Source organism: Photorhabdus sp. CRCIA-P01, from assembly GCF_003545805.1.
GTDB lineage: Bacteria > Pseudomonadota > Gammaproteobacteria > Enterobacterales > Enterobacteriaceae > Photorhabdus > Photorhabdus antumapuensis.
The window spans coordinates 37,575-58,435 of record NZ_NMQR01000005.1 but is presented as its reverse complement, the minus strand read 5'-3'; the positions used below and the strand labels follow the sequence as shown (position 1 = coordinate 58,435).

The window sequence follows — 20,861 nt, the reverse complement described above, 5'->3', positions numbered from 1 at the left end:
CGGCATTCATTATGGCACCAAGGTTTTATTCCTTTCATCTGCTAATGTGGCACCGGGCATTCCATCACCGGCTAAACAAAATGGGGATTTGGTGACAGGCGTGTTGAATCGGTTATTTTATTGCCAATCGGTAAAGTGCCCCACACTTTTTTAGGTTCATCAGGTGCAGAACTCATGGAGGTGCGGGCATCCTTGCCCATAGAGACTCCGGATAGATTTAAGCAAACCCACCATTAATCAAAATCAGGGTTGCAAAAATGGGGTATTTTATGCCCTCGATTTAATCATGATCGATAACAATCAACTAAAATATCGAATATTTCTGTAAATCCAGAATGTGTAAATCTAACAAGCAATAATAAGATGCCGAATTTATTATAACATTTTATAAGTTATATCATCGCCATATTATCTAAAAAGATTATTATTCTGTCATTTCAACAGATTTTTATTATTTTCACAAAACTCTTTATTTTTATTAATAATTTCATCATTGTTTACATTTCAGAATAAAAATATATTTCAATAATACAAAATCGGAAAAATAAATTAACATTAAAAATCTCCCTATAATTAAAATAGGGAGATTATGCCGTAAATACAAATCATTAAATAAAGAAAAAATTAACACTGAGGAGCAAAAATTAATTTTTCCTTCCGCCAAAAGCGGAAAAGAGATATTTTCCTACGTTGCAGAGTGAAGCGGCGAACAAGATAGTTTGCTGTCAATTCCAGTGCCAAACACATTACGAAATAAATTAACGCGACAAATAAAAAGACTTCTGTCGGATAAACCATGCTGCGGTTATTAACCTGAGTCGCCAAAGATGTATCTTTTATCAGCACAAACTACAGTGGTAATTTTTAGAATTGCACGGAAAAAGCCCAATACTGCGACAGGCTTCACTCCCTTTTCCAATTTCAGCAAAGTTTGACACCGCCTCAACCAAGCTAAGAGATCACTTTGGCTGTCGGATAATTGCACAATTGCCAAGTTGAGGACGCAATACGATTACACGGAAGTTAAAAGAACTTGGGTTGCAGTAAGGAGATAATATCTCCACCCCTATCGCCACTTTGCGGAATTTAATATATCAGATTCCCCATTAACAAGATTAAATAACCGATCAAGATCACATTTCACACTATCCATTCAGACAAGAAAATAATTCCACATTAGAATAGTTTATTAATGTTATTATTAGACTATCAGGATTATTTATGAGAAGACGCTTTCTTTATCACCGAAGCCTGACAGGACTTATCCTGCTGGTAATTTCCGAACTGGTCTATGCCTCAGCATCCATCAGCCCTGCGGATCAAGAAGCCATTACTCAGCAACAAAAAGCATTACTACAACAAGCCGAGCAACAACGGGAAACGCTGCATAACAACATCATATTATCTCCATCACCCGATGTAGCGCCGAGTACAGAAAAGTCTGTTTGCCACACCATTCGCCGGATTGAATTTGACGGTGCGGAAAGTCTGTCTGGATCAGTCAAAAAGAACTTAATTCACCCTTATTTATCCCACTGCTTATCTTTGCAGGATATTAATGTATTGGTACGAAAAACCACTAATGCCTATATTGAACGGGGTTATGTGACTTCTCACGCCGGACTCAGAGCACAAGATTTATCCTCTGGCATTCTTATTATTACGGTCAGTGAAGGCAAAGTTGAATCAGTCAGTCTGGACGGTGAAACACCTTTCTCGTTGAAAATGGCTTTTCCGAGAATAATGGGTAAGACGCTTAATCTGCGGGACATTGAACAAGGCATGGAACGCCTGAACCGCCTGCCTTCCCAACAAATGACCATTGATATTCAGCCGGGAAAACAACCGGGTTATTCCGCGATTATCTTAAAGCGAACATCAACTCGCTTACCCGTTAGTGCCAGCTTGAGTGCAGATAATAGTGGTCAAAAAAGTACTGGCACCGGGCAAATCAATACCAGCGTGAGCCTGGATAATCCATTACACCTTGCTGACCAGTGGGCATTGTCTGCCAGCCGTAACAATGATTTCCGCAATAGCCATCAAAGCCGCAGCCTCTCTGCCAATGTGACGGTTCCTTATGGTTACTGGTTATTCAGTTATCAATATGCCTGGAATGATTCCTTTCAGAATATCCCGACAGGTTCACAAACCTATCGCTACACAGGTGACAGCCAGACTCACCGGCTGGCAGTAAACCAGACGTTATATCGTGATGGAGAACAGAAACTGGCATTGGATATGGGGCTGACACGCCGTCGGACCACCAATTTACTGGCAGGGGAAACATTATCCATCAGCAGTCCGACACTAAGCAGCATCAGCTTTGGCGTTAATTACAGTACCGTACTGTCGGGTAGCTATATCACTTTTAACCCGACGGTGAGCCACGGTTTACAGGCGTTTGGCGCCACCAAAGATGATCTGCGTTTCTCAGATGCGCCACGTAGTCAATTTCGCAAATTCAGTTTAAGTGCCAGCTATTTTATGCCGGTCACAGACTCCGTTTATTACCTGTCATCGATTTACGGTCAGACCACGCCGGACAACCTTTACGCCAGCGAACGTCTCTCACTGGGGGGACAATATTCCGTTCGGGGATTCAAAGAACAATATCTCACCGGCAACCGCGGCGGATATTGGCGCAACGAGCTGAACTGGCGGGTATCAGAACTTCCTATCCCAGGCGAACTCACTTTAACCGGAGCGCTGGATACTGGCTGGTTACAGGAAAAAACCGGACAAATCGAGGGCGGCAATGTTACCGGAGCGGCTCTGGGCTTATCACTGGCTCACCGTAAATTCAATCAGACCATCACCGTTGGGACGCCCCTCATTCACCCTGATCACCTAAAACCGGATCACTGGGTCATTTATTGGTCAGCCTCACTGACTTTGTAACACTTAAAGTAAACAAAAGGGAAAGTACGATGAGTAAACGCAACAACTCTGTGGCGAGCGGCACGAGTTATCTTTTAATTTACCTGACGGCAATTCAGCCACTCCACCCGGCGATTGCCGCCGGAATAACACCGGACAATCACCATACTCAGGTACAAAACCGGGGCAATATCCCGGTGGTGAATATTGCCACGCCGAATGACGCGGGGATATCCCACAACACCTATAAAGAGTTCAATGTCGCCACTCAGGGTGCTGTATTAAATAACGCCACTCAGGCAGCTCAATCGCAACTGGCCGGGCAACTTAACGCTAACCCTAACCTGCATGGAAAACCGGCGGAACTGATTATTAATGAAGTGACCGGCAGCGGACAATCTAACCTGCAAGGCCAATTGGAAATTTTCGGCAATAAAGCCAACGTGATGATTGCCAACCCTAATGGCATTACCTGTGATGGCTGTGGTTTTATTAATACGGCCAGTGCCACACTGACCACGGGTAAACCCCAATTTGATAAACAGGGCGCGTTGGAAGCACTGGAGGTTAAAAAAGGCCAGATTACTATTGGCGGTAAAGGGCTGGAGGGCAAGGCGACGGATTATGTCGATATTATCAGTCGAGCGACGGAATTAAATGGCAAAATTCAGGCGAATAATTTATCCCTTACACAAGGGGCTAACCGGATTGATTTTAACGATGGCACAGTGAAAAAAATCACCGGAGAAGGCGCTAAGCCTCAATTAGCGATTGACACCAAAGCATTAGGGGGCATGTATGCCAATAAAATCCGCTTAATTGCCACAGAAGATGGCGTGGGCGTGAATTTAAAAGAGTTAACCAGTCACCAGCGTGATATGACTTTAAACGCCAATGGCAAAATTGAACTGGAAAATATCACAGCTAAAACGGACCTGAATATTGTTGGCAAAGAAACCCATATTGCGCCCAATATTACAGTGCAAGCGGGACGGGATATTACTCTGGAAAACACCACACTGGATAATAAAGGCAGTATAACTGCTGGCCGAGATATGCGAATATTTGGCGACACGGTGAAAAATACAGGCAACAAAGCTCTGCTACAAGCCAATGATAATCTGTGGATACAGAAAAATGCACAAGGAGATAAAAGTCATCTTATTGAGAATAGATCTGCTACCATAAAGACTAATAAAGGCGATTTAGTTGCCAGATCTGATAAAATGCTCAATATAAGAGATCTTTATCTCCTTTCTAATATTAAACCTGAAAAACACTCCTTTCTTGACTTTAGTAATGCTGATGATCTCAATGACATGAGAAATTGGTTCTTTATAGAAAATTATGATAGCAGTTTAATTTCATCCGGAGGGAATTTATATATAAATAGTAATAGTTTATTAAATATAAACAGTGAAATACATGGAAAAAACGATGTATTTTTAACCGGGAGTGATTTTACAAGCACTAAATTTATAAATACTAAAGGTATATACAATGGAAATACTTATCAACATTTTATAATAAATAGTTCACATCCTATATTTAATAATCCATACTATAAATACAAAAATTGGCAGGAAGACTCTAGCGCAATACATGTATTAGATAGAAATAACACAGATATAAAACAGCAAGATTGGGATCTTATTCGAAATAATCCTGCTAATGAAACAAAAATTGACCCATTTACAGATAAAACAATGCTATCTTCTGGAAAGAATTTAGTTATTGATTTTATTGGCAAGGTTAAAATCACATCAAACAAGGCACTTGTTAATGAAAATGACTTGAATACGCCGATTATGCCTGGCTGGAAAGAAAAAACATTAAATTTATTAAATTCAGAAACTGATGATATCAAAGTTAAAAATAATCTTATATTGAATGCAAATGGATTTACATTAAAATCAGCACGATTAAATGCCGAAAAAGATATAAACATTATCTCATCAGATGCTAATTCTGTCGATCTTACCGATTCTAAAATCATATCTAAATCAGGTGATTTGTCTATACTTTCAACCTATTATAAAGCACCGTATAAATTTTGGGATACACTATCATTTCCCTCTGCCATTAATATTTTATCAACTGTATTAAAAGGACATAATGTTTCATTAATAAGCAAAAATTCAGGAATATCCACTCATAAATCTACAAGATTTAGCGTTGGGCCTGATATTGATGATCGAAGTAATATAATAAACTCCTCAGGGGATTTAACACTTTCTTCAGGAACAAATTTAGATTTAAATTTCGTTAATTATTTCACAAAAAACAAGAACACGACTTTAACTGCGGCCAGAGATATTAAAATAAATATAAGTAAAACCAGTATAGACTCATCCGAGTCCATATCCATTAATGGTGGTATAAATCTAGATATTGGTGGTTTAGAACTAACAGCAGGAAAAGACGTTATATTAAATTCTTCTCAAGATTCTAAATTATGGGGAGTTCCTATTACAGCTAAGAGTATCTCTATATTTACGGGGAAAGATTTAAATATAACCAACTCTTCATTAAATGCAACAGAAAATATATTAATGAATTCTGGTGGAGATTTAAATTTATCTGCTGCTTATGGTTATGCAGGCAGTCTGATAAAAGAAGGTAAAATAAGCCATATTACTTCTGTTAATGCAGGGAATAAATTAAATTTAATCGCTAATAATAATATAAAATTAGAAGGTTCAAGTTTAATTTCTAAAGGTGATATGACCCTCACTTCTGGTGGGTATACATACCTTAAATCCGCAGTAGATACTGAAAATACAGATTCCAGATCGTCTATTACACATAAAGAAGCCAAATTAACTAGCGGTAATAATTTAACAATTCTTACCGGAGAAGGTCTTTTATTTCAAGCAACTAAACTTTTAGCTAAAGGTGTAATGAATATTGCTGCTAAAGGTGGTTATCTTTATGCACAAGCACAAGAAGATGTTACTGAATATACAACCTCCAGTACTAAACGTAAGTGGTATGGTAAAAAGAAGACTTCAACTACCACTCATCATTCAGTAACCAATAAAGTGACTGAATTTATTGCTGATGGAGATATTAATTTACTCAGCCGAGATGACAGTACTTATGAAGCCAGCAAAATTGAAACAAATAAAAATGCCAGACTGACCAGTACACATGGAAAAATAAACTTTAAAGCCGTTAAAAATAGTTCTTTTGAACAAACCATTAGCCAGTCTAAAGGATTTTTCATTAAGAACAGAGATAGTGGTCATCGGGCAGAAACATGGGTGCTGCCTTCGGTTCACATTGGTGGAAAATTAACGATTGATGCCGCAAATGGAATCAATGCTGATATCAAAACACAGAAAGGCCAATCCTTACAGGCGGTATTGGCTGCTCTTGGTAACACTTCTGAAACAACCTGGTTAAAAGAGTTAAGCCAACGTCAAGATGTAAACTGGAATGAAGTTCAGGATGCTTATGAAAATTGGGATCATAAGAGCCAGCATTTAAATCCTGTAGTTTCTGCTGTTATCGCTATCTCCGTTGCTGTAGTCACGGCTGGGGCCGGGGTAACTGTAGCTGCTGCTAATGGTGCCGCTGGTGCAGCCAGTGGTGCCGCTACCGCAGCCGGAGCCAGTGCTGCAACAGCAGCAACAGTGAGTACCGCCACATATGGCGCAGTTTCTGCGGGTATCTCATCTCTAGCGGCTACGGCGGCGGTTAAGCTTATTAATCATGAAGGAAACCTATCGAAAACCCTTAAGGATATGGGAAACAGTGAGACAGTAAAATCAACTGTCACTTCAATGGCGATAGGTGGCGCTCTGGCTGGCTTTGATAACGTCATGGGATGGGATAAAGCCGCCAATGGCACGCAAATTAACCCGGCAAAAACGACATTGCCTAAACTGAGCAATGGCGACTGGAGTAAAGTCGCTCAACGGGTAGCCGGTCAATCCATTATCAGTTCCAGCCTGGGTACAGCCATCAATGGCGGCAGTTTTAAAGATAATTTGACTACGGCTCTGTTGGCTAATATTGGCAGCCAGATTAACGCCGAAGGGGCCGGGTTGATTGGCAAGAACGGTCAGGTGTTAGGTTTACCCGGAAAAGCCATCAGCCATGCGGCGGTTTCTGCCCTTGCGGCGGAAATTGGCGGCGGTGATGCCAAAGGGGCGGCTGCCGGGGCATTAGCCGCAGAACTGGCAGCAATAACATTGGATAAAACATTCAGCGATCCAATGAAAATTCAGGCGGGTGGCAAAATCATTGGCAGCGTTGCAGGGGCCATTGCGACCAACAGTGCCAAAGGCGCTAACAGTGGGGCGAATGCCGGAGAAATTGTTATTCTCTTTAACCACCTGAACTCCATGAATGCCTACAATCTGGTCAGAGAACTCCAGGAAGCCAATAAGCAGGGAACGCCTACCGAAGCAATCTGGAACAAATACAACAAACTGAGCGCAGCACAACGGGCAGACATGTTATCTGACTGTGCCGGGAGCGGTGGGTTATGTACATTGACCTATCAGGCCGAAATGGACGGCGGGATAAAAACAGCAGATGCCATCAGTGGCTTAAGATGGATGTTTGACTTATCGGCTGAGGATGCCCATCGTATCAGCCAGTTTGTGACGACAGAAAACCAGAACGATTTAGGGCTGTTGTATAACTCGCTGCCTGCCTGGGAAAAAGGTGCATTAATAGCCAAAGAAGCGGTAGAATCTGCCGGTATTGGTGGCGCTATCGGCGGTAAAGCTTCCGTTGCTTCGATTGTTGGGAAGAATAAACAACCTTATCAACCGAATCAGGGTGCTGTTGGTAATATGAATGAATTCTTAAAACAATCCGGTTTTGGGAGCCAGATTAAAGGAAATACTCAAAAAACTAGTAAAATGTATGATGGGCAAAGTATTTATTCTGCAAAAAGTGACATTGATAAATATATCAAAAAAGGCGACCAGATTTACTTAGATGGTGATCATAAGAATCATCTTGAAATTTTTGATAAAAGAGGAAATTTTAGAGTTGTGCTTAACTTGGATGGTTCAATTAATGATGCTAAAACGAAAGCTGCGGAAGGGAGAAAATTAAAATGATGAAAACTCTAAACAAACTTAGCTATTGTATTAATTTACTCTCACTTAGGAAAAATATCCAAGCTGAGTTAAACCTGAATTTTAATATTACCGAAAAATACAAGGAATATATTTATGATTTTGAACAGGCAGTGATGTTACTTAATAGAACTATTGAAGAAAATGATCAAATAGCTATTCAATGTGCGCTGACAAGAGTTCGGATTACATCATTGAATCTGTCTAATCTATATGCAGACATTATCGACGATGTTGTATCAATAAACAGTCAGGACTTGTGGCCTGAAATTCCAGAAGATTACAAAATACCTGATCATTATAACTATCCTCAAAACAAATAACTCATACCCCCAGCCACGGCTGGGGCTTATTTATCGGCCAATTACTACTTACTTATCAGAGAAAAGTATTTAAAAAGAGGAGTGGGACAAAAACAGCGGATGCTATTAGTCGCTTAAGATGGATGGTTTAAAATGATTGCTCCTAATGCAAGTAAATCACAACAATTTTTATTGGATAAACAAAGCGGTCAACAACTACCTGAAATTAAGAATATTACCATTGTTGATATAAAATGAGGATATTAAATGAATATACATGACTTTGATAAAAATATAAAACCTCTTTTAAGAAATTATTCTTTTGAATATTCATTTTTTGCTGATGGTGAATTTGGTAATCTTGAGCGAATTGAATTTGAGGGCTGTGGAAAACTAGGGACTATTGATATATGGTCTAAGGGTTGGCTAAGTATAGACATATATGATTGTATTTTAGATAGGCAGGTAATGAATGTTATATATTCACCCGAAGAAAAACAATCTTGCAAAACTGGAGTAGAGGTGTTTTTAAGGATATTACTAAATGAAAAATAAAGTGGAAATTATATTAGGTGATATAACAAAAGTTGCTGTTGATGCTATCGTTAATGCAGCTAATACATCTTTACTTGGTGGTGGTGGAGTTGATGGAGCAATACATAGAATAGGTGGAAAAATTATTTTAGAAGAATGTCAAAAAATTAGAGCTAAACAGGGTGGCTGCAAAGTTGGTGAAGCAGTGATTACAAGTGCGGGTAATTTGCCCGCTAAATACGTGATCCATACTGTAGGTCCACGTTGGAATGGCGGTAGTAATAATGAATTTTCATTATTAGAAAAATCTTATTTAAGTTGTTTTGAATTATCTAAGATCTACAATGTCAAAAGACTTTCTTTTCCTAATATTAGTACTGGAACCTATAAATTCCCTAAAGAACTGGCAGCTAAAATTGCTTTAGATACAATTTCCTCATATTTAAATAAGGCTACTCACATTTCTAAAGTCAATATTATATGTTATGAGAAAGATAATTATGATATATATATTGATTTGATGAACAATCAGTCTTATAAAAACAAATTTTAAATTTCTTGTCGTTCCCTTTCTAAAAAGGGAACGACCACTTACCCAGAAGGGATCCATTTTAATATTAACCAGAAAAATCACTTAACTAGCTTTGATGGAATTACTCAAAAAGCAGGAATCAAAGGAACACATAATGCTGAAGCCTTCAATAATACAGTCAATACAAACGGGATAAAAATTATTAGCTCAACGCCAACAAGTGTGAATGGAATTACCGAAATAAAATATCAAATTCCTGCATACGACAGAGCCGGAAATGTCATTGGTTATAAAGAAAAACCATTCACAAAAACTGTCTATGATCCAAAGATCATCAGTGATCAAAAGATGATTGAACTTGGACAACAAGCAGCATCATCGGGGTATAAAGAAGCTATAGCTAAAGGGCTTTCTTCATATGATGGTAAGGCTGGAGGGATCACATTTAGAATATACATAGACAAAGACACTGGCTCTATCAATAACTTCCATCCTCAATAAGGAAATAACAGTGAAACAAGAATTATTTGGTCAACCATATGATGAAAGTAATCCTGAGTGGATTCTGAAAGGCTATTTTGATGTGATGTACCAAAAGGGAAAAAATTATTTTTACGATGTTATAGAAAATATTATAAAAAGGCATGGTTTTTCTACAGATGGTGCTTACTGTAGCTTTCCAGATATGAATAGCTTTTTTGAAGAAGAACATTTTGAAGGGGTTGAGTTTACATGGGGCTATCCACCGGAACAAGCACCAACAATAATTGTAAGCGAAGCAACCTGTTTCAAATATGTAAAACTAGCCTGTGACAAATATCTTCAATTACACCCAGAAGATACAGAGCAAGTAAAATCCTTACTTGCTCAACTCCCTTAACCAGAAAGATCCCAGTACTAAAAGCTGGGATCTTTTCTTAACGCTTGAACAATCATATAACTCACTGCCTGCCTAGAATAAAGGTCAGCAATCTTCATATGGCTATATGCTAAAACAAAAATGGTCAAATGATAGTTGCAAATGGAGTTCAAGTGCCGAGTAAAACAATTTGGAAAAGAGTAGGTAAAGAACGTATTGATGTGGAAAATCCAAATCCTGATCAACGAGCAGGACAATTACACAATCTTTCCATAAAGAAAATCATGGGGTTATACATATTAATGACAATAGTATTCCTTCAGGCATAAATAGGTGTAAAAATGAATAACGATTTAGATAAAATTATCAATGAGTTAAAACTTCTATCTGGTGGAGAAAAAAGCAACACAGATCTACCAGACGATGAATTGCTAGCACAATATGAGCGTGAGATTGGTTTTACTTTTCCTAATAACTATAAAAAAGTTTTAAAGGAAATAGGGAATGTTTTCTATGGCTCCATAGAATTATTATCTGTAACTAAAGATAAACAAAATTATGGTGAGTTATCACAATCTCTTAAAGATGCAAGAAAGTTAGGAGTACCTAAAGACTGGTTACCTATTTGTGAAGATAACGGAAACTACTATTGTCTCCTTCCTAGCGGCCAAGTTAGATACTGGTCCCATGATGGCTATAGTGATGAGATGTGGTCAGATATCACTGATTGGCTCCAACAAGTATGTATAAATGGCAATTAATAAATACTCTGCCAAGAGTTTGTAAATAGATTTACGTAATTTCTCGTTAATAAAATGACCACTCCCCCTGCGTTAGCTGTACGCTAACACAGGGGATTTATAGCCCGTCACATTACAGGGTGAGATCTCATATTTTTAGAATGAGTATTTTATTTAAAAATAAATCGCACTTAATTCAAAAAACATACTGAATAGTTATCAAAAACTATTAATAACGCCGTATTGAACGGGAGAGATTATCAACATCTATCTTTATTTTAAAGGCTAATTATCACCATATTATCTAAAAAGATTATTTATTTTGTTATTTTAATATTTTTCCTTATTCCCATAAAGTTGCTGATTTAAATTAATAATCTCCCTATCGTTAAAATAGGGAGATTATTCCTTAGATAATTAAATAAAGAGAAAAGCTAATATTGGGGCGCCAACACTAATTTTTCTTTCCGCCAAAAATGGAAAAGAGATATTTTTCTACGTTGCAAAGTGAAGCGGCGAACAAGATAATTTGCAGTTAATTCCAGTGCCAAACACATCACGAAATAAATTAACGCGACAAATAAAAAGACTTCTGTCGGGTAAACCATGCTGCGATTATTAACCTGAGTTGCCAGGAATGACAGTTCCGCCACGCCAACGATATAAGCCAGAGAGGTATCTTTTATCAGCGCAATCCACTGATTAATAAAGGAAGGTACCATCATCCGCAACGCTTGTGGCAAAACAATGTACCAAAGTACCTGCCAACGGTTAAAACCTAATGATAATCCTGCCTGCCACTGACCAGCACCAATCGCCATAATCCCCGCTTTTACCCCATGCGCTAAATAGGCCGAGGTGATCAACGCCAAAGCGCAAACTACTGTCGTAATTTCTGGAATTTCTATACCAAGCATCACAGGCAATAGGAAGTAAGTCCAGAAAATCAGCATAATGACTGGAATTGCACGGAAAAAGCCCAATACTGCGGCTAACAGGTTAACCCAGAAGCCTTTCAGCATTGCCAAAGCAATACCAGCAACCGTACCCAATACAATAGAAATCGCCCCGGCCATCAGGCTAATCATCAATGTCAACGCGGCCCCTTCAAGAGGACCATCAGGAAATGTACCTAACAGTAGATAGCGCCAGTTTTCTGCAATGACTGAAAAATCCATTTTAATGTCCTCTCGCTATAGCTTGTTGTTGACGCCATTGCCCCCAACCTTCCATGACGGCAATAGTAGCGATATACAGCACCGTCGCCACACCGAATGCTTCAAACGTTTTCAATGTTTCGGTTTCTACTTGACGCGAAGCATATGACAACTCAGCCACGCCAATTGCCATTGTCAGTGATGAGTTTTTCACAATATTCATATATTGCCCTAGTAACGGCGGCGTTGCGATCTTCAACGCTTGTGGTAACACGACATAACGCATTGCCTGCCAACCGGTGAGCCCCAGTGCATGAGCGGCATATTTTTGCCCGCGCCCTACACCCTGGATACCAGCACGTAGCTCCTCCGCCACAAATGGTGCTGAATAGAGGGTTAAACCAATAAATCCAGCCAGGAATTCGAATGAAGGCCAGGCCAATGATAGACCTAACAAATTGATTTCATGAGGTGTGTTCAGCCAAAGCATCACCGCTTGCGGTAGTATTTGCCCTGAGGCGAAATACCAGAAAAACAGTTGTATCAGCAAAGGCGTGTTGCGAAATAGCGTGGTGTAAGCGGTTACCGGCCAACGGAGAATTTTCAGTTGGCTGTCACGGGCAGCAGCCAGTACAAACCCTAGAACGGTGGAAGCCAGAACGGTACAAGCGGATATCCACAGCGTAATCAGGAAACCTTGCCAAAGCCACCCCAAATATTGGGGAGCAAGCAACTGTTCTGTAACAAATAACTCAAACATATCTTACGATTACCAGGTATTACCAATGACAAAGCCCCGCAACAACAGGCGAGGCTAGTTACCAAGGGTTTATTACTTATTAGGACTCAGTTTGCTGCTCCAAAGGCGCAAACTTAAAGTCCCCTCGCGGTTGAGCCGATTTGGTTTCCGGGCCAAACCAGCGGTTATAAATTTCCGCGGCTTCACCCTCTTTTTCCAGTTTCAGCAAAGTTTGGTTCACCGCTTCAACCAAGCGCTCTTGTCCTTTCGCCGCAGCCACTGCCTGATATTCACGGGTGATGCTAAAAGGAGAGATCTCAAACTCAGCTTTTTGGGCCGCCGGTACATTAGCCAGCAGACCGACCAATTTAGCATCATCCTGCGTGATGGCTTGCACATTGCCGTTACGTAACGCAGCAAATGCCAGAGGTGTGTCGTCATAAGAGATCACTTTGGCTGTCGGATAATGCTCGCGCAGCGTAATTTCCTGTACTGTCCCCTTATCAGCACCAATACGTAAATTTTTAATGTCTTCGGGAGATTTCAGAACACCTTTACGGGCAATAAATTTTTGCCCAGTGGCAAAGTAAGGGATTGAAAAATCAACTTGTTTAGCACGCTCATTAGTGACGGTAAAGTTGGCAGCAATCAAGTCAACTTTCTTTGATGCCAACAGAGGTAAACGGTTTGCCGGGTTAGTCGGACGCAGTTCCAATTTAACACCCAAGTCATTTGCAATCGCGTTTGCGATATCTACATCATAACCCGCCAGTTTTTTGGTTTGCGGGTCAATAAAACCAAACGGTGGATTACTGTCGAAAACAGCGATCCGCACTGTGCCGGTTTTTTTAATATCATCCAGCTTATCTGCCTTCGCAGCACCAGTAACCAGTGTTAACCCGGCCAATAACGCCGTAATAAGAACGCGAGATTTCATTAAACTCTCCTGACAATAATTAATTCTTTGTTAATCACAAGCTATCAACTTCACTATAGTGCATAAAATAATATAAATAACTATATTTATAACTATCAGCAATTATAAGGTAAAAAAATGCTGGTAAAAATACCAGCATTTCAGATGATTGACAAAGGGGTCAGCGAGCTACTCGTTATCTTTCGTCAACAGCTTTTCCAGTTCATCACCACCTACGTGCCGGAAATCCTGCCCTTTAACATAGTAGAAAATGAATTCACAGATGTTTTGACAACGATCGCCAATTCGTTCAATAGAACGGGCACAAAGCAGGACGGTTAGCACACTGGGGATGGTTCGAGGATCTTCCATCATATAAGTCATCAACTGGCGGACAATACCTTCATACTCTTTATCCACCTTTTTATCTTCATGGTAGATACGAATTGCTTCTTCCAAATCCATGCGGGCAAAAGCATCTAAAACATCATGCAGCATCTGGATGGTATGACGGCCAAGGGATTCCAAGCTAACCAACAGAGGTTGATGCTGATGTGAGAATTTCTCAAGTGCCGTTTGGCAAATTTTATTTGCGACATCACCAATTCTTTCCAGCTCAGCGATGGTTTTCGAAATTGACATAATCAGCCGCAGATCACTGGCCGTTGGCTGGCGCTTAGCAATGATGCGAACACACGCTTCATCAATCGCCACTTCCATCATATTAACCTTATGATCATCCTCAATCACTTCACGCGCCAATGCGGCATCCTGATTATGCATCGCGGTAATGGCTTTGGAGAGTTGTTCTTCTACCAGCCCCCCCATTGCCATCAGTTCAGTACGGACATGTGCCAGTTCAGCGTTAAACTGACCAGAAATATGTTTATTGAGATTCAGATTGTCCATGTTACGCCCCGTAATCAACCATAACGACCGGTAATATAGTCTTCAGTTTGTTTCATTTTTGGTGTGGTAAACAATGTGTCTGTATCACTGAATTCAATCAATTCACCAAGGTACATAAACGCAGTGTGGTCTGAACAACGCGCCGCCTGCTGCATATTATGAGTCACAATCACCACGGTATATTCCGATTTCAATTCGCTGATTAACTCTTCAATTCGACCAGTAGAAATCGGGTCGAGAGCTGAACAAGGTTCATCCAGCAGTAAAACTTCTGGTCGGATCGCAATGCCACGCGCAATACACAAACGTTGCTGTTGCCCGCCAGATAGACTGTATCCGCTCTGATACAGCTTATCCCGGGTTTCATTCCATAATGCCGCTTTCGTCAAAGCCCACTGAACACGTTCATCCATTTCTGCTCTGGAGAGTTTTTCAAACAGACGGACACCAAACGCGATATTGTCGTAAATAGACATCGGAAATGGCGTTGGTTTTTGGAATACCATGCCAACTTTAGCCCGTAGCAGCGCCACATCCTGTTTATCAGTCAGGATATTATTGCCATCCAACAGAATTTCACCTTCCGCCCGCTGTTCACCATACAGTTCATACATTTTGTTGAAAGTTCGTAGTAACGTAGACTTACCGCAACCCGACGGACCGATAAAAGCGGTGACTTTATTCTTTGCAATATTCAACGTTATGTTTTTCAGCGCGTGAAATTTACCATAGTAAAAGTTCAGATTGTGAACCTGAATTTTGCTGCTAGCGATATCATTAACTATGCTCATTTACTTCTCTCTGTTGAAAATATCGGTCAGTGCTTTTTCTTGGCAAACAACACACGCGCCACAATGTTAATCAGCAATACACACAGGGTTATCAATAATACGCCGGCCCACGCCAGTTGCTGCCATTCAGAAAATGGACTCATGGCAAATTTAAAGATGGTGACCGGTAAGTTAGCAATTGGCTGGCTCAAATCAGTACTCCAGAACTGATTGGAAAGAGAGGTGAACAGCAATGGCGCTGTTTCTCCGGCAATTCGGGCAATGGCCAGCAGCACACCGGTGATAATGCCGGATACCGATGCTTTCAGCGTAATGGCTGAAATCATTTTCCACTTCGGTGTACCTAAGGCATAAGCGGCTTCGCGCAGGCTATCAGGAACCAGTTTCAGCATGTTTTCCGTGGTCCTGATCACAATCGGCACCTGTAACAACGACAAAGCAATCACCCCTGCCCAACCAGAGAAGTGCTGCATTTTCGTCACAACAACCATGTAAACAAATAAACCGACAACAATAGAAGGGGCTGACAGCAAAATATCGTTTATAAAGCGGATCACCTCTGCCAGCCATGACCGGCGGCCATATTCCGCCAAATAGATACCCGCCATGATCCCCAGAGGCGTACCGATAACCGTCGCCCACAGGATCAGTAATCCACTGCCAACAATGGCATTTGCCAAACCACCACCTTCCGTATTCGGTGGTGGTGTCATTTCGGTGAACAACGCCAGTGACATGCCGTCGAAACCTTTGGTGACGGTGGAAAACAGAATCCACACCAGCCAAAACAGACCAAACAACATAGTCGCCATTGATAACAGCAGAGCGAAGCGATTTTTTTGACGACGCCATGCCTGTTTACGGCTACGTACATCGGCATCAATAGGCTTTTGTCTATCTATGGTTGCCATATCAACGCCCCTCATTCTTCGCCAAACGCATAATCATCAATTTTGATAGCGCCAGCACAATGAAGGTGATCACAAATAGAATCAGACCAAGCTCCATCAATGATGCGGTATGCAAGCCAGATTCTGCTTCCGCGAATTCGTTCGCTAGCGCAGAAGTGATGCTGTTACCGGGCATAAACAGTGAGAAACTGTCGAGCTGGTAGGTGTTACCGATGATAAAAGTCACCGCCATCGTTTCCCCCAACGCACGACCAAGCCCCAACATGACGCCACCAATCACGCCATTTCGGGTGTAAGGCAACACGATGTGCCAGATAACCTCCCAAGTGGTGCAACCGATACCATAAGCGGATTCTTTCATCATCACCGGTGTTTGTTCGAAGACGTCACGCATCACCGAGGCGATATAAGGGATAATCATGATAGCGAGAATAACACCTGCCGCCAGAATACCGATGCCAAAGGCAGGGCCGGAGAACAATTCACCCACAATCGGCAGACTAGAAAGGACATTACCGACGGGCTGTTGGAAATAGGTGGCAAACAGCGGCGAAAAAACAAACAACCCCCACATGCCATATACAATACTTGGGATGGCGGCCAGTAACTCAATGGCGATACCGAGCGGACGTTTCAGCCAGTTAGGCGCCAATTCGGTTAGAAACAGGGCAATCCCAAAACTGACTGGCACTGCGATAATCAACGCAATCAGCGAAGTCACCAATGTACCGTAAATCGGTATCAAGGCACCAAATTGCTCCGCCGGGGCATCCCACGTTTTCTGCCAGAAGAAAGAGATGCCGAACTGCTGAATACTAGGCCAGGAGGCAATAATCAGCGAGATAATGATGCCTCCTAACAAAAATAAAGTTATCAGCGCAGCTAGCCTAACCAGTGCGCTGAAAATAATATCGCCATTTTTACTGGGTGCTTTCATTGCCGTTTTTTGTTCGGCCATAGAGCTTATTCTCATTCGGGGTTAACTCCCCCTTAAGCCGAGGGAGAAATTAAAACGACAAATTTAATCGATATTTAAAGCAATCGATATTTAAAACAATCACTATCAACACGACTTAATATAGCGCCTTACCATTGCTATCCTTTATCTGGGTTTTCCAAGTCGCGCGAACTTGTTCAATCACCGCTTTGGGCAGGGTTGCATAATCCAGATCGTTTGCCTGCTTACTGCCTTTCTCATAAGCCCAGTCAAAGAATTTCAATACTTCCGCCCCTTTCACTGCATTTTTCTGCTGTTTATGAACCAGAACAAATGTGGTGGAAGTCATCGGCCACGCATTTTCACCTTGTTGGTTTGTCAAATCCTGAGCAAATGTTTTATGCCATTCCGCTTTCTTCGCTGCGGCACTGAAACTCTCTTCTGTCGGGTTAACAATGTTGCCATTAGCAGATACCAGTTTGGTATAAGCCAGATGATTCTGTTTAGCGTAAGCATATTCAACATAACCAATGGAACCTGCCAGACGCTGAACAAATGCGGCAACCCCATCATTGCCTTTACCGCCTAAACCAATAGGCCAGCTTACGGTGGAACCCACACCAACTTTTTCTTGCCACGCTTTATTCACTTTAGAGAGGTAGCTAGTAAACACAAAGGAGGTTCCGGAACCGTCAGCACGACGTATCACGGCAATATCTTGCTCCGGCAGTTTGACTCCCGGATTCAATTGAGTAATTGCTGGATCATTCCACTTTTTCACTTTACCTAAATAAATATCGCCTAAAGTTTTACCATCCAATGTCAATTCACCGGATTTAATCCCTGGGATATTAACCGCCAGTACCACCCCACCGATGACTGTCGGGAACTGAAACAAGCCATCAGCCGCTAACTTTTCATCCGATAAAGGGGCATCGGAAGCCCCGAAATCAACGGTATTTGCCAGAATTTGTTTTACGCCACCGGAGGAACCGATGCCTTGGTAATTGACTTTATTACCTGTCTCTTTTTGATAAGAATCCGCCCACTTGGCATACACCGGTGCGGGAAATGTCGCACCTGCCCCGGTTAAGCTAGTAGCAGCAAATACCGACAGGGTTGTCAAAGAAAACGTCACTGCCATTATACCGGTTACGGTGGTACGCATCAGTTTCATAATCCCTCCTAATGGGATATTGAGAATCAATAAAGAAATGTATTCGTCAAATCAAAAAAGGTGCAAGAGAGAAAATAGGTCAATTTAATTACAGCAAAATGTCTTAATTATGACATTTTTATGACAGCGCAATGGACGCTTAACCTGTGACTGACATAAAACTGTCATCTCCACACACCATAAAAATCAAATATAGGAGATGATTATCAAGCCGTTAAAAATTATCTTCCACGACAGGAATACAGACACGGATAGATAATCCCCCTCTGGGGCTGGTGCTCATTTCAATTTTCCCATCATGAGCATCAATAATTCGCTGAACAATCGCCAGACCTAACCCTGTTCCACTGCTGCTGCGCGCTCTCTCGCCGCGGACGAATGGCTGAAATAACCGTGGCAAATCTTCCTGTTTGATGCCAGCGCCATTATCTTCTACCTGAAACCAGGCAAATTTATTTGTCTGACCACTACTCACTTTAATCCAGCCATTACCATAACGATTGGCATTAACCAACATATTAGCCAATGCCCGTTTAATAGAAATCGGATTGGCGTTAACCATTATTGGGTGAAGAGACAGATGGTTTTCAATATCCTGCTCATAGCCATTCTCGGCGGAAATCACCTCTTTGAGAATAGAATTCAGTTCACAAAACTCCATTGGCATTTCTTGTCCGGTACGGAGATAGTCAATAAATTGCTCAATAATAGCGTTACACTCTTCAATATCTTTATTGATAGATTCAGACAGATAAGCATCTTCCTTGCTCATCATTTCTGTTGCTAGTCGGATACGTGTCAACGGCGTACGCAAATCATGGCTTACGCCAGCAATTAATATCGTACGGTCACTTTCCAATAACTTTATCCCAGCGGACATTTGGTTAAATGCGCGAATGGCTGCACGAACTTCCATAGAACCCGCTTCCCCCACCGCTGGCATCATAATACCTTTACCTGTTTGCCTGGCGGCATACTCCATTTCCAGTAAAGGCCGGTTCTGAAAACGGATATAAAGCCAGATACAACCGAATACCAATAATAGAATTGCCAGTGTATAGCGGAAAATAGGAGAGAATTGATTTTGTTCGATCTCAGTCAGAGGAACCCTGACCCAAATATCGGGGGACAAATAAGAATTAAGCCAAAGTATAGGGCTATCTGTGTTTATCTCCAGACGAAGATCAGCCTTGCCACCAAGGTATTCGCCCATCTTCTCACTCAAGAAATCATAACGCCTGGCCCAACGTAAACCTTGTAGCTCCGCGTCAGATTCAGAATAGAGTGTAATACCCAACTCCTGGTAAATCTCCCGGCGAACTACCGGCGATATCACCAGAAAAGAGCCATCCTCTAGCTTCAACTTTTCAGCCATTAGGGTACGAACTTCATACGCTAATACCTTATTGAACTGCTGCAAACTTGGCATGATAACGAAATTCACAACAACCAAGTAACTGGTTACCAGACTGATAAACAGCATAGCCATAATCAGGAATAAAGTATGGGTAAACGTGCTGCGAGGGGAGAACCGCAATAATTTCATACACGAATTCCGTCTGGCACAAAGACATAGCCCAGACCCCAGATAGTCTGGATATAGCGAGGATGTGTAGGATCTTCTTCAATTACACGGCGCAGACGTGAAACCAAGACATCAATCGATCGCTTCATCGTGCTATATTCCCGGCCACGAGCTAAACTCATCAGCTTATTACGGGACAGTGGCACGCCAGGATAAGACACCAGTACTTTCAATACGGCAAATTCTCCACTGGTTAATTGAATATGTTCATCTCCCTGAAACATTTCCCGCGTACTCAAATTGAGGCTAAACTTACCAAAATTAATAATTGCATCATCCTCAGCCGGTAGGCCCAATAACTTATTCGCCTGACGACGTAATACTGCCCGGATACGCGCCAATAACTCACGGGGATTAAATGGCTTCGGAATATAATCATCAGCGCCAATTTCCAACCCAACAATACGATCTACCTCCTCTCCCCTCGCCGTCACCATAATAATTGGCACCGGATTATTTTGGTTTCTTAGCCTTTGGCAAACAGAAAGCCCATCTTCTCCTGGTAACATTAAATCCAATACGATTAAGCTAACAGATTCCCGTGTCAGTAAGCGGTCCATCTGCTCCGCATTAGCAGCACTACGTACCTGAAAGCCTTGTTCTGTCAGATAACGCTCTAATAACGTTCGTAAACGCATGTCATCATCCACCACAAGGATCTTGTTATCTACTTGCATTATTAAACTCCAAAAAACACCACATACTTTGATAAATTTATCATTATGAAAGAGATTAACCCAAAGATAGAAACCAGATATCTGTATTTTGAGACTATTCCTAATAGGACTTATTTCCA

The 20,861-nt window shown here is 41.3% G+C and carries 20 protein-coding genes and 1 pseudogene; 9 read left to right on the top strand and 12 right to left on the bottom strand.

Features of this window, described 5'->3' with window-relative positions:
* Positions 1 to 71 precede the first annotated feature (71 nt).
* Positions 72 to 200 (bottom strand): hypothetical protein, encoded by a 129-nt coding sequence (locus D3222_RS26415; RefSeq protein WP_255417008.1) that lies wholly within the window; start codon positions 198 to 200, stop codon positions 72 to 74.
* A 424-nt stretch (positions 201 to 624) separates the two neighbouring features.
* A pseudogene (locus tag D3222_RS25805) lies at positions 625 to 843 on the bottom strand (amino acid ABC transporter permease); the annotation flags it as partial.
* A 378-nt stretch (positions 844 to 1,221) separates the two neighbouring features.
* Here D3222_RS25805 and D3222_RS05100 point away from each other — a divergent pair.
* The 9 genes from D3222_RS05100 (at position 1,222) to D3222_RS05065 (ending at position 10,964) form a co-directional block, all read left to right on the top strand.
* On the top strand, positions 1,222 to 2,901 hold the full coding sequence (locus tag D3222_RS05100) for a ShlB/FhaC/HecB family hemolysin secretion/activation protein (RefSeq protein ID WP_118985184.1): 1,680 nt from the start codon (positions 1,222 to 1,224) through the stop codon (positions 2,899 to 2,901).
* 29 nt (positions 2,902 to 2,930) lie between these two features.
* Entirely contained in the window at positions 2,931 to 7,958 is a 5,028-nt protein-coding gene (locus tag D3222_RS05095; RefSeq protein WP_232832402.1) for a DUF637 domain-containing protein, read from the top strand.
* Positions 7,955 to 8,299 carry a hypothetical protein gene (locus D3222_RS05090; protein ID WP_118985183.1) on the top strand — a complete coding sequence of 115 codons (345 nt, stop codon included), beginning with the start codon at positions 7,955 to 7,957 and terminating at the stop codon, positions 8,297 to 8,299. The genes D3222_RS05095 and D3222_RS05090 overlap by 4 nt, the downstream gene beginning before the upstream one ends.
* Positions 8,300 to 8,545: 246 nt before the next feature.
* Entirely contained in the window at positions 8,546 to 8,833 is a 288-nt protein-coding gene (locus D3222_RS05085; RefSeq protein ID WP_036783402.1) for a hypothetical protein, read from the top strand.
* Complete coding sequence (locus tag D3222_RS05080; protein WP_118985182.1) at positions 8,823 to 9,365, top strand: macro domain-containing protein; 543 nt, start codon at positions 8,823 to 8,825, stop codon at positions 9,363 to 9,365. The genes D3222_RS05085 and D3222_RS05080 overlap by 11 nt, the downstream gene beginning before the upstream one ends.
* Entirely contained in the window at positions 9,366 to 9,845 is a 480-nt protein-coding gene (locus D3222_RS05075; protein WP_198672750.1) for an EndoU domain-containing protein, read from the top strand. It begins immediately after the preceding gene.
* Positions 9,846 to 9,855: 10 nt separating this feature from the next.
* The gene (gene cdiI, locus D3222_RS05070; RefSeq protein ID WP_118985180.1) at positions 9,856 to 10,224 is read left to right on the top strand and encodes a ribonuclease toxin immunity protein CdiI; all 369 of its coding nucleotides are present in this window, start codon (positions 9,856 to 9,858) and stop codon (positions 10,222 to 10,224) included.
* Positions 10,225 to 10,376: 152 nt separating this feature from the next.
* Positions 10,377 to 10,532 carry a hypothetical protein gene (locus tag D3222_RS24965; RefSeq protein WP_157975289.1) on the top strand — a complete coding sequence of 52 codons (156 nt, stop codon included), beginning with the start codon at positions 10,377 to 10,379 and terminating at the stop codon, positions 10,530 to 10,532.
* A gap of 12 nt (positions 10,533 to 10,544) precedes the next feature.
* On the top strand, positions 10,545 to 10,964 hold the full coding sequence (locus D3222_RS05065; protein WP_118985179.1) for an SMI1/KNR4 family protein: 420 nt from the start codon (positions 10,545 to 10,547) through the stop codon (positions 10,962 to 10,964).
* A gap of 413 nt (positions 10,965 to 11,377) precedes the next feature.
* Here the strand turns inward: D3222_RS05065 and D3222_RS05060 are convergent, their stop codons facing one another.
* The 10 genes from D3222_RS05060 to ompR form a co-directional block, all read right to left on the bottom strand.
* Positions 11,378 to 12,121, bottom strand: coding sequence for an amino acid ABC transporter permease (locus D3222_RS05060; RefSeq protein ID WP_118985178.1), 744 nt, complete (start codon positions 12,119 to 12,121; stop codon positions 11,378 to 11,380).
* 1 nt (position 12,122) lies between these two features.
* Positions 12,123 to 12,860 (bottom strand): amino acid ABC transporter permease, encoded by a 738-nt coding sequence (locus tag D3222_RS05055; protein ID WP_118985177.1) that lies wholly within the window; start codon positions 12,858 to 12,860, stop codon positions 12,123 to 12,125.
* A gap of 79 nt (positions 12,861 to 12,939) precedes the next feature.
* Positions 12,940 to 13,776, bottom strand: coding sequence for an ABC transporter substrate-binding protein (locus D3222_RS05050; RefSeq protein ID WP_118985176.1), 837 nt, complete (start codon positions 13,774 to 13,776; stop codon positions 12,940 to 12,942).
* Positions 13,777 to 13,944: 168 nt separating this feature from the next.
* Positions 13,945 to 14,664 (bottom strand): phosphate signaling complex protein PhoU, encoded by a 720-nt coding sequence (gene phoU / locus D3222_RS05045; protein ID WP_011144618.1) that lies wholly within the window; start codon positions 14,662 to 14,664, stop codon positions 13,945 to 13,947.
* 14 nt (positions 14,665 to 14,678) lie between these two features.
* A complete protein-coding gene (gene pstB, locus D3222_RS05040; protein ID WP_036813691.1) occupies positions 14,679 to 15,455 on the bottom strand; it encodes a phosphate ABC transporter ATP-binding protein PstB in 777 nt (258 codons plus the stop codon).
* Between the two features lie 26 nt (positions 15,456 to 15,481).
* Positions 15,482 to 16,366, bottom strand: a complete 885-nt coding sequence (gene pstA, locus D3222_RS05035) for a phosphate ABC transporter permease PstA (RefSeq protein ID WP_118985175.1) — start codon at positions 16,364 to 16,366, stop codon at positions 15,482 to 15,484.
* A 1-nt stretch (position 16,367) separates the two neighbouring features.
* Positions 16,368 to 17,324, bottom strand: a complete 957-nt coding sequence (gene pstC / locus D3222_RS05030) for a phosphate ABC transporter permease PstC (protein WP_118985174.1) — start codon at positions 17,322 to 17,324, stop codon at positions 16,368 to 16,370.
* Between the two features lie 115 nt (positions 17,325 to 17,439).
* Positions 17,440 to 18,480: a phosphate ABC transporter substrate-binding protein PstS gene (pstS, locus tag D3222_RS05025; protein ID WP_118985173.1), complete on the bottom strand. Its 1,041-nt coding sequence runs from the start codon at positions 18,478 to 18,480 to the stop codon at positions 17,440 to 17,442.
* A gap of 214 nt (positions 18,481 to 18,694) precedes the next feature.
* Positions 18,695 to 20,026 carry a two-component system sensor histidine kinase EnvZ gene (envZ, locus tag D3222_RS05020; RefSeq protein ID WP_118985172.1) on the bottom strand — a complete coding sequence of 444 codons (1,332 nt, stop codon included), beginning with the start codon at positions 20,024 to 20,026 and terminating at the stop codon, positions 18,695 to 18,697.
* Positions 20,023 to 20,742: an osmolarity response regulator transcription factor OmpR gene (ompR, locus tag D3222_RS05015; protein WP_118985171.1), complete on the bottom strand. Its 720-nt coding sequence runs from the start codon at positions 20,740 to 20,742 to the stop codon at positions 20,023 to 20,025. Before ompR ends, envZ begins: the two co-directional genes overlap by 4 nt.
* Positions 20,743 to 20,861 lie beyond the last annotated feature (119 nt).